Source organism: bacterium, assembly GCA_035530055.1.
Lineage (GTDB): Bacteria > UBA6262 > WVXT01 > WVXT01 > WVXT01 > WVXT01.
In genome coordinates, this window is record DATKVN010000013.1 from 1 (window position 1) to 10,726 (window position 10,726).

Consider the following 10,726-nt stretch of genomic DNA (forward strand, 5'->3'; position numbering starts at 1 on the left):
TGGTGAGCCCATGGAACTGAATCCCTTTGTATCGGACATTTTGCGAAAGACAATAAAGGGATTTCTCTCTGGGTTGAAGGGTTTCAAGAGAGGGAAAATTAGAATTAAAATTGGGGATAGAGAAGACCGATGAAGACAAAAGAGGTTACCAGCTACATATATGGTCCAGTTCCCTCCTGGCGATTGGGGAGGTCGTTGGGTGTTGATATTGTACCTTTTAAGATTTGCAGTTTTAATTGTATCTATTGTGAAACTGGAAGGACGACTAACCTTACTATAGAGAGAAAGGAGTATGTCTCTAAGGCTCCTGTTATTGAAGAATTGAAAGCGTTCTTATCAAAAAGGAAGAATATTGACTATATTACTTTCTCAGGTTCGGGTGAGCCCACTTTAAATTCCAAGATTGGTGAAATGATAAACGAAGTAAAAAAACTCACAGATATTCCTGTAGCTATAGTGACTAATAGTTCTCTTCTTAATAAAGAAGAAGTGCGTCGGGAATTGAGGGAAGCAGATGTCGTTATTCCTTCTCTGGATGTGGTGAGCCAGTCTATCTTTGAATCTCTCAATCGGCCACATCCGTCTTTGAAGATAGAAGAAATAATTAACGGATTGATCGAGTTGAGGAAAGAATTTAAAAATAAAATCTGGTTAGAAGTATTACTGGTTAAAGGGATTAACGATGGCCCGGAAGAGATTCGTAAACTGGCAGAAGTTATAGAAAAGATTAGACCGGATAAGGTGCAACTGAACACTGTGCTTCGCCCACCAGCGGAAGAAGAGGTTTTTGCCCTAAGTCAAAAAGAGCTTCGTTCCATCCAAAGGAAACTACCAGGGAAAGTGGAGGTAGTCAGAAAATTTAAGAAAGTTCTAAATGGAGAACATATAGAAAAACTGGAAACCGATATCAAAAATCTTCTTAAGAGAAGACCCTGCACGCTCAGTGATATTTCGTCTGCTTTGAGAGTTAATCCCAAAGAGGTGATGAAAAACTTGACCATTCTGGAAGGGCGTACAGAGATTAGAGCGGAACTGCATAATAAAAAGAGATACTATATTTCGACTCGACAAAGCAAGCGTGTTGAAGGAAGCTATTCTAAAAAAGACGGACAAGATGACAGGTAGTGTAGGGCTTTATGCCCATAATGATTTTGGTCACGTAGGGGCGACCTTTATGGTCGCCCAAAGGCTTGTCCCCGTAAACCCCATTACAACGGGGTAAAAATTACGCCCATAAAGGGCTACACTACAATTACATTACGATTACGCCCATAAAGGGCTACGCTACGACATTATCGAGGTAAATCTTGTTCAGCCAAGGGAGAGAAATTGTATCCAATACTTCTTAAATTGGGACCTTTCACTATTTATACATATGGATTAATGGTAGCAATTGGTTGTCTTGTGGGTTTCTTTTATGTTCGGGAAGAGGCAAGGAGAACAGGCTTCGATACCGACAAGATAATGAGTCTATTTCTCTGGGTGTTAATCTCTGGCTTTATGGGAGGAAGAATCCTCTATGTTTTTGTGGAATGGGAACGTTTTCTAAATGAACCCTTGAGAACCATTTTTGGCCGGGGAGGGTTCGTTTTCTATGGTGGATTTATTTTAGCTTTTGGAATTGGCATCTGGCAGATGAGAAGAAAGAGTTTAAATATCTGGAAAACTGCGGATATCTTTGCTCCAGGAATTGTAATAGCCCATGCAATAAGTAGAATAGGTTGCTTTCTGAATGGTTGTTGTTACGGTCGTCCTACTGATTCCTGGCTGGGAGTCTCCTTTCCGCCAGAGAGCCCGGCTGGTTCTCTGGGTCAATCTCTAATTCCCATACAACTATTCTCCTCGTTAACTCTATTTATCATCTTTGCCATCCTACTCACCTTAAGGCGCTACAAAAAATTTGATGGTCAATTATTCTGGCTGTATGTTCTTCTTTATGGAGTGACTCGCTCTATAATTGAAATCTTTCGGGGTGACCCTCGAGGTCATATCTGGCTCTTCTCTACTTCTCAATTTATAGGTATAATTCTTGCCATTTTAGCACTCATCATGCTTGGGAAATTGGGAAGAGAGAAAGAACAGAGTTTGTAGTCGAGGAGGCATTGTGGCTCAACAAGTTTCACTGGTTATGGCCTTTTTTGCCGGGCTTTTAACATTTCTTTCTCCCTGCGTTTTACCACTGATACCTGCTTACATTTCTTTTATTACTGGGGTGTCTATCGATGATTTAGTTAGTAGTGGAGAAGAGAAGAGTAAAATGACCAAGAGAATTTTTTTAGAAATGGTTTTATTCATTTCTGGCTTCTCTTTAGTTTTCATCTTACTGGGAGCTTCCGCTTCCTACTTTGGAAAATTTGTGCTCTCGCACTTGAATATTTTGAGAATTGTCGGTGGAGTTTTGGTCATCGTGTTTGGTTTGTATATTTCCGGGTTATTTAGCATAAGTTTTTTGGGGTATGAAAGAAAAATTCATTTAAAGATGAAACCCACGAATATTTTAGGTTCTTTTATTGTGGGAATAGTTTTTGCTCTGGGCTGGACTCCCTGTGTTGGTCCTGTTTTGGGAACAATACTTACTTATGCCGCCACTCAGGAGACTGTCAGGGAAGGGGTCTTCCTTTTGGGTTCCTACTCTCTGGGATTGGGCATTCCTTTTCTCGTCTCGGGTCTGGCTGTTAACCTTTTTCTTAGGGGATTCAGGAAGATAAAGAAATACTCAAGGCTAATATCAGTAGTAACTGGAGGACTGCTGATTCTATTTGGAATTCTGATTTTAACCGGCAAATTCCAATTCATAATGTAATTCACATAAGGGGGAAAGATGGAAATTGTTCTGAACGATGAAAATTTCAAGGAGGAAGTTCTGGATTCAAAAGTGCCTGTCCTGGTAGATTTCTGGGCTGAATGGTGCGCACCCTGTTTAATGGTTGCCCCAGCTATCGAAGAGATTTCCCGGAAGTATGCAGGTCGCCTGAAAGTGGGAAAACTTAACGTAGACGAAAATCCTCTCACCAGTGCAAAATATGGAATTCAAAGCATTCCCACTTTCATAATCTTCAAGAATGGAAAAGTGCTCGGCCAGACTGCCGGGGCTATGCCCAGGGAAGGCTTAGAAGCCAAAATTGGAGAAATTCTGGATGAGTGAGTATGATGTTATTATTATTGGCGGTGGACCGGCAGGTTTGACCGCCGGTCTCTATACAGTTCGCGCAAGGCTGAAAACTTTATTTCTGGAAAAGGTGGCTCCTGGGGGTCAGGCAGCCCTCGCCTGGACAATAGAGAACTATCCAGGATTTCCTGAAGGGATTGGCGGAGCTGAATTGATGGATAGGTTCAGGAAGCAAGCGGAAAAATATGAATTGGAGATTAAAAGTGGAGAAGTGGTAAAGGTTAACGTTTCTTCTGAAGATGAGCGGTACAAAAATAAATTGGAGAAAGTAGTTAACACAGAGAAAGAGGAGTACAAGACCGTAGCTTTAATTGTTGCTACAGGGACAAGACCAAGGAAATTGGAAGTCCCCGGAGAAGAGAGACTGATTGGTAAAGGAGTATCCTATTGCGCTACCTGTGATGGACCCTTGTTTAAAAATCGGAAGGTTGTTGTAGTAGGCGGTGGAGATGCTGCCGTAAAAGAAGCACTATTTCTATCCAAATTTGCAGAGAAAGTCACTTTAATTCATCGTCGGGAGGAACTCAGGGCAAGCAAAATTATCGAAGAGAGGGCGGTTTCCAATCCCAAATTGGAATTTATCTGGAAGTCAATAGTGACTGAAATTCTTGGAGAAACTGAAGTGAAAGGTGTTAAGGTAAGAAATCTGGAGACAGGAAAAGATTTGACATTAGAAACAAAAGGCGTATTTGTCCACATAGGTACCGCTCCTAACACCGGGTTCCTGAAGGGTGTTGTGGAGATGGACGAGGAAGGATTTATTATTACAGACGAAAATATGGAGACTTCAGTTAAAGGGATATATGCTTGCGGAGATGTGCGGAAGAAATTGTTAAGGCAGGTAGTGACTGCCTGTGGCGAGGGGGCAACTGCCGGTTTTGCTGCCGGGCAATACGTTGGAAAATGGAAAGATAAGACTAAAATATAGTTTATTCATCGTTGAGGAATCTTTTAACGTGGAAAGATCTGGAGTCCTCCCGAAAGGGAGGTAATCGACCTTGCTTTCGCAAGGAGTCCAGAGGCTTTACTAAAAGGAAGGAGAAGAGATGAGAAAAGTTTTGCAAAAAGGTCTGATAGTTTTGGTTCTTTTGGTCATCTGGGCTTCAGGCTGTGGGGTTGAAACGGAAATAGAAGAAATAGGAGAACTGGAAGAGGTCATAATAACTGAGAAAGAATGGGGAGATGCCCCAGATTTTACTCTTCCCGACCTTGAGGGAAATAGTTTAACTCTTTCGGACTTTAGGGGAAAAGTAATTATTCTCAATTTTTGGGCTACCTGGTGTCCTCCCTGTCGCAAGGAAATTCCAGATTTTGTAGAACTCTATGAGAAATATAAAGACGAAGGTTTACTTATCATCGGGGTGAGTCTGGACAGAGGAGATAGCCGCGCGGTTAAACAATTTTCGAAAAATTACAAAATTAATTACCCTATAGTCCTGGGTAATGTTAACGTCACCCAAGATTATGGAGGAATCAGAGGAATTCCCACTACTTTTGTTATCGATAGAAAAGGCGATATCAAAGAGAAGTATGTTGGTTACCGACCCAGAGCCACTTTTGAAGAGGCGGTTAAAAGATTGTTGGAAGAGGTCTCCGAAAAATTACCTTAGAGACCTCTGACTACATCACGCAGACTGAAGTCTGCTACTCCCAAATAAGTACAGTGTAATTGTGATGAAAATTTTGATAAAGGGAATGATTGAAACTTCGCTACTTGATTGGGATGGAAAGATCGTTTCCACTCTATATACGCCCTATTGTAATTTCAGATGTCCCTACTGTCAAAACGCAGGACTGGTCCTGAATCCTGACCAGTATGAGACAATTCCCTTCGAAGTAATCTCCAATTTTTTAACAAGCCATCGAAACTGGATTGATGGAATATGTCTTACCGGTGGAGAACCCTGTTTTTTTGAAGATTTACCGGAATTTCTGGAAAAAATTCGCAATTTAGGAATGGAAATAAAACTCGATACCAATGGCACTTTCCCAAAAATATTGCAGAGAGTAATAGATAGGGGGCTGGTCAATTATGTGGCTATGGACATTAAAGCGCCCTTAAATTTTAATGCCTATGAGAAATCGACAAGGATAAAGAGTAAAGAATTATTGGAGAGGGTTAGAGAAAGTGTTGACTTAATAATCCATTCTGGAGTCGATTACGAATTCCGCACCACGGTGGTTCCCAATCTCCACAGCGAGGAAGACATCCTGGAAATCGCACGAGAAATAGGAAGAGCAAAGAAATACGCTTTGCAGAACTTTTCCAACCGGGAAACAATGGATCCCGAGCTCCAGAAAATATCTCCTTACAAAATTGAAGAATTGGAAAAGATTCGCGAGCTCTGTCTTCAGTATGTTCAATGCTGTGTCGTACGGGGAAAGTAGAAATTAAATGAGAAGAATTAAGATTGTTTCCATAAATAGAAGTGATAAAAAGGGCACTGTTAAAAGGCCTGTAGGAGAGGCGACCTTGAAGAGAAATTGGGGATTGGTGGGAGATGCTCATGGTGGTTTATCCCGTCGCCAAGTGAGTCTTTTAGGAATAGAAAATATTAGAAAGTTCGTTACGCGATTAGCAAAGCTCAAACGTTCTAAAAGTGTGAAGTTGAAGATTGGTCCAGGAGATTTTGCAGAGAATATTACCACTGGGGGTTTTGACCTTAATGGTTTGCCGATTGGTACAAAACTGAAGTTGGGAAATAGGGCGGTAATCGAGATTACCCAGCGGGGCAAAGAGTGTCACACCAAATGTGAAATAAGGAAGTTAATAGGCAGTTGTATTATGCCCAAAGAGGGACTATTTGCAAAAGTAATCTCGGGAGGAAAAATAAAAGTGGGAGACTCCATAGAAATTGAGAGGAAAAGCTTATGAAGACTCTATCGATTAAAGAGAAGATGAACAGGGGAGAATTTGTTGTCGGTCCCTTTGTAAAGTCCCGTGATCCAGCAATGGTGGAAATAGTAGGCCTTGCTGGATTCGATTTTGCCATTTTGGATATGGAACATAGCGCACTCTCTATTGAGAGCGTGGAAGATTTGATAAGAATGGCAGAAGTTAGAGGCATCGATTCCATAGTCAGGGTTCCCGAGATATCGGAATCTGCAATTTCGGGACCGCTGGATGCAGGAGCAAGTGGGGTTTTAGTTCCCCACGTGGACACCAGAAAACAAGCAGAAGAGGTGGTATTTCTATCCAAATTTTCTCCTTTGGGAGAAAGGGGAATGGACGTATTTGCTCGTGCTGCTGACTATTCTCACCTCCCCAAGGAGGTTTTCCTTAGGGAGGCGAATAGAAAGACTCTTTTGATTGTCCAGATTGAGGGGAAGAGAGGAGTAGAAAATCTCGACGAGATATTGCAGGTTAAGGGTCTGGATACCATATTTGTCGGACCCTATGACCTCTCTCAGTCGCTGGGAGTTCCTGGTGAGATAGACCACCCCAAGGTTGTGGAGAAGATTAAACAGGTGGTGGGGAAGGTGAGAAAGGCAGGTCTCTCTCTGGGAATATATGTGGATGATGTGGAAACAGCGAAAAAATGGATAGATTTGGGCGTGCAGTTTATAGCCCTTCTTGTGGATGCAGTGATATTTTTCCGGGCCTGTCGTTCACTCATTGCCCCGCTAAGAAAATCTAAGAAATAATACACGAAAGATAATTTGTTCATCGTTTAGGAATTTCCTGAGGAGACCTTGCTTTCGCAAGGACTCCAGGGTTTTTGGAGTCCTCCCGAAAGGGAGGACTATATTTTATGGGTGAAATACTATTAGGAATTGATATAGGGACTACTTCCTGTAAGGTTGGTGCATACGATTTGAAGGGTAATATGGTTGCCCAATCTTTCAAGAGTTATCCTACCTACCAACCTGCTCCCCGGGAAATAGAGCAGAATCCCCAGGACTGGTGGAAAGCAGTAAAGATGACAATTGCACAGCTCAGGGGGAGAGCGAAGGTAAAAATGTCTTCGATTGTAGGTATAGGCTTGAGCGGTCAGACTCCGACCCAGGTCTTTGTGGACAAAAAGGGTAGAATTTTGAGGCGGGCAATTATCTGGAGAGATACAAGGAGCGTGGAGGAGGCTCGGTGGCTCCGAAAAAAAATAGGAAAGAGAAGAATGGAAAAGTTTCTGGGAATGGACCTACCTATACAGCCCAATTGGCTTCCTGCCAGACTTTTGTGGCTGAAGAGACATGAACCCCAGATTTTGCAGAAGACGTTCAAGATTCTTCAGGCCAAGGATTTTATCGGCTATAAACTTACAGGCTGTTTCTTCTCAGACAGGTGGTGTTCTAAGGGAATGGTTAATTTAAAGACCGGTAAAGTTTCCAGTGAATACTTTAAAGTTCTGGGAATTTCAGAGGAGATAGTTCCTGAAATCTATGAACCGTATGAAATAGTTGGAAGAGTAAAAAAGGAGATAGGAAATCGCATCGGGATTCCCAAAGATATTCCTGTAGTTGCCGGATGGAGCGATGCTCTATGCGGGATGCTTGCTACGGGCGCGTTTTCTGCTTCGGGTAGGGCTTTCAACATCACCGGCACTTCGGAGATAGTGGGACTTACCAGTCTTTCCCTTCCCAAATTGACTTACGGTCTTATGTCCATTCCCTCAAACATAACTAATAGTGTTTCTGTTTTATACGGGCCAACTCAATCTGGCGGCGATTCTTTGAAATGGGCAGGGGAAGCGCTTGTGGGTCTGGAAGAAACAACTGGTAGCGAGGGTCTCTCTCTTAGGGGATTGGATTCACTCTTGAGTGAGGCAGAGTCTATAGTTCCTGGAAGTAAAGATATGATTTTTCTCCCTTATCTTGAAGGGGAAAGAGCACCAATTTGGGATGCGCACGCTAAAGGACTTTTTATTGGTATAACCAGAACGCATCGAAGAGCTCACTTTATCAGGTCTATTCTTGAGGGTGTGGCTTACAGCGTGAGGCATTTACTGGAAATTGCTGAGAAATCCGTGGGAAGAAAGGTTGATAGAATCAGAATAGCGGGCGGAGGAGCGAAGATTGACCTCTGGAATCAAATTAGAGCAGATGTCACTGGCAGGTGTATAGAGAAGTTGCAGGTTGTAGAAACGGGGACATTGGGTGCTGCCATGCTGGCAAGCCTGGGTATTGGCGTATGTAAAAATGTGAAGGAAGTTAGTAAACAGATGGTCCATGTAGCCAGTTTAGTGAAGCCGGTTAGAGAACACCAGAAACAATACGATAAATTGTTCAAAATTTACAAAAAACTCTATCCTCTCCTGAAGCCGATTTTCCACGAACTTTAACTGGAGTAGCGAAGCGAAACTTCGCCATTAGGACGTTCCGATGAATCGGAGCTACTCTTCTCAATCGCGGGTTCGATGAATCGAACCCCTACATTGACTGTAGGTGGGATTTATCGGACCCGTTATCGATAGGAGGCATCAATTGGAGGTAAAAAGATTAAGACAGTTAGCAAGAGATAGTCAGAAAAGTTTGGTTAATTTTTTGAGAGATATAGTAAGAATTCCCAGTCTTTCCGGTGGAGAGAATAAAGTTGCTCTTCGGGTAAAGGAAGAGATGGAAAGGGCCGGATTTGACGAAGTGTTCACTGATGGCATTGGAAATGTAATAGGACGAATCGGTTCGGGGAAAGTCAGGATACTATACGATGCCCATATGGATACTGTGGATATTGGCGATAGAAAAAACTGGAAGCACGACCCTTTCGGAGCGGAGTATAAAAGCGGGACTATTTATGGAAGGGGAGCGTGTGATGATAAGGCAGGAGTCGCTTCAGCCGTATATGGCGGCAAATTAATGGCAGCTCTCGGACTAAGAGGAGATTATACACTCTACGTTGCTTGCAGCGTGGAAGAGGAATCGGCTGGGGGTAAAGGCATCGAATATCTAATAGAGAAGGATAGACTTAAACCACATTTTGTTGTTCTTGCAGAACCGAGCAGTCTCAATATTATTCGTGGACACAAAGGAAGGGTGGGACTGAAAATCTCCATGAGAGGCAAATCGGCACATGCGGGCATTCCCTGGAAAGGAATAAATGCCATCTACAGAATGGTTCCATTAATTCAGAAGATAGAAAGATTGAACAATAGACTTCCCTCCGCTCCTCCTCTGGGCAAAGGAACCATAACCGTTACCAAGATTGACTGCGAGAAGGCTTCCTTAAATGCCATCCCTGATAATTGTACTATCTACCTTGACAGGAGGACAAATACAAAGGAGAGTGAACAGAGTGTAAAACGTGAATTGAGAACTCTTATGGGAAAGGGTGGAAAATTGGAAATTTTGCAAAAGTTCTTTACTGCCTGGGAATTACCGCGGCAACACCCTTTAGTTGTCTCTTGCGTGGAGACTTATAAAGCTCTTTTTAAGAGGAATCCTAAAATTTTCCTCTGGCCATTCTGCAGTAATGGAAGTTATACTATGGGTGAAAAAGGGATACCCACCATAGTTTTTGGGCCAGGAGAAGAGAGATTTGCCCACTCTGCTGATGAGCAAGTGAAGGTCGAACAGCTTGTTCAAGCAGCAATGTTTTATGCCGTGCTACCTGGAATAATAGCGAAAAGATATAGGAAAACCTGAACACTTTGCTCTTTAGGGCTTGAGTGCGAAGGAGTCTTGGCTATATTTCTATTCAATTAATTTTGTGCTTGACAAGGGACAAAGACTTTAGTAAAATTATTCTAGTTTTTTACCTATTCATAAGCAATTCTTAATTCATCTCGCAACTCCTGGAATAAATTTATCGCTTCTAAGTTTACCGTCCTGAGGCCAGTAATTAATTTCCTTAACCGGAGTTTTACTGTGCAACCTAAGCAACAATTCATACCCTTATGCATGCTGGCAGAAATTCAGAGACATCCCGAAGTAAATTCTGCAATTTTATTTATAAAATTTTGGAGGTGATGCCTATAGAAGGGATGAGGTAAAAATGGGAAAAGTTTCTGTCATTGCGAACGAAGTGAAGCAATCTCGTAATTTGGCGTGAGATTGCCACGCCTTTCGGGCTCGCAATGACATTTGCAGTCACGGTTTTAATCGTGCAAAAAAAAGGGGGGAAAATAATGAAAATTGTTGATATTCATTGTCATTTGGGGCCGTGTAAAGTTTTTGACTTAGATACTTCAGAAGAAGCGCTGATGGGTGCCATACAAAAGAATAAAATCGATGCTGCACTTGTTCTACCTTTCCCGGGCGCACCCGATGTCAAGAAAATACATAATGACATAGCCAAACTTATGAAGAAGTATCCCAAGAAGATTTTTGGAGTTGTAAGTCTCAATCCCCATCAGGACGAAAAAGAATACAATGCGGAAGTTGATAGACTCATAAAAGGCGAAGGTTTCGTGGGTATAAAACTGCATACTATTGGTCATGCGATAAGTCCTCTGGCTACTGATGCAAAAAAGGTCTTTGAAGCAGCGAAAAGGCATAAAGTTCCCTTAATGATACATACCGGGGCAGGAATTCCATTTGCTCTGCCTTCGCTTACCATACCTATGGCACAGGCTTATCCGGATGTGCCGATGGTCCTTTACCATTCTGGTATGGCACATATCT

12 protein-coding genes are annotated in these 10,726 nt (G+C 42.3%); all 12 read left to right on the forward strand.

All coding sequences use genetic code 11. The features are described 5' to 3' along the window. Positions 1-129 precede the first annotated feature (129 nt). Complete coding sequence (locus tag VMW39_01555; protein ID HUW22704.1) at positions 130-1,125, forward strand: radical SAM protein; 996 nt, start codon at positions 130-132, stop codon at positions 1,123-1,125. A gap of 204 nt (positions 1,126-1,329) precedes the next feature. Then, positions 1,330-2,091, forward strand: coding sequence for a prolipoprotein diacylglyceryl transferase (gene lgt / locus VMW39_01560; GenBank protein HUW22705.1), 762 nt, complete (start codon positions 1,330-1,332; stop codon positions 2,089-2,091). 13 nt (positions 2,092-2,104) lie between these two features. Then, the gene (locus tag VMW39_01565; protein HUW22706.1) at positions 2,105-2,803 is read left to right on the forward strand and encodes a cytochrome c biogenesis protein CcdA; all 699 of its coding nucleotides are present in this window, start codon (positions 2,105-2,107) and stop codon (positions 2,801-2,803) included. 18 nt (positions 2,804-2,821) lie between these two features. Further along, complete coding sequence (gene trxA, locus VMW39_01570) at positions 2,822-3,145, forward strand: thioredoxin (protein ID HUW22707.1); 324 nt, start codon at positions 2,822-2,824, stop codon at positions 3,143-3,145. Then, positions 3,138-4,097: a thioredoxin-disulfide reductase gene (gene trxB, locus VMW39_01575; protein ID HUW22708.1), complete on the forward strand. Its 960-nt coding sequence runs from the start codon at positions 3,138-3,140 to the stop codon at positions 4,095-4,097. The genes trxA and trxB overlap by 8 nt, the downstream gene beginning before the upstream one ends. Positions 4,098-4,215: 118 nt before the next feature. Next, entirely contained in the window at positions 4,216-4,779 is a 564-nt protein-coding gene (locus VMW39_01580; GenBank protein ID HUW22709.1) for a TlpA disulfide reductase family protein, read from the forward strand. Between the two features lie 64 nt (positions 4,780-4,843). Further along, entirely contained in the window at positions 4,844-5,557 is a 714-nt protein-coding gene (locus VMW39_01585; GenBank protein ID HUW22710.1) for an anaerobic ribonucleoside-triphosphate reductase activating protein, read from the forward strand. A gap of 7 nt (positions 5,558-5,564) precedes the next feature. Then, positions 5,565-6,044, forward strand: a complete 480-nt coding sequence (locus VMW39_01590) for an MOSC domain-containing protein (protein HUW22711.1) — start codon at positions 5,565-5,567, stop codon at positions 6,042-6,044. Beyond that, entirely contained in the window at positions 6,041-6,814 is a 774-nt protein-coding gene (locus VMW39_01595; GenBank protein HUW22712.1) for an aldolase/citrate lyase family protein, read from the forward strand. Before VMW39_01590 ends, VMW39_01595 begins: the two co-directional genes overlap by 4 nt. Before the next feature lie 107 nt (positions 6,815-6,921). After that, the gene (locus VMW39_01600) at positions 6,922-8,448 is read left to right on the forward strand and encodes an FGGY family carbohydrate kinase (protein HUW22713.1); all 1,527 of its coding nucleotides are present in this window, start codon (positions 6,922-6,924) and stop codon (positions 8,446-8,448) included. A 142-nt stretch (positions 8,449-8,590) separates the two neighbouring features. Next, a complete protein-coding gene (locus tag VMW39_01605) occupies positions 8,591-9,748 on the forward strand; it encodes a YgeY family selenium metabolism-linked hydrolase (protein ID HUW22714.1) in 1,158 nt (385 codons plus the stop codon). Positions 9,749-10,230: 482 nt separating this feature from the next. Next, on the forward strand, positions 10,231-10,726 hold a 496-nt coding region (locus tag VMW39_01610; GenBank protein ID HUW22715.1), incomplete at its 3' end, for a TatD family hydrolase.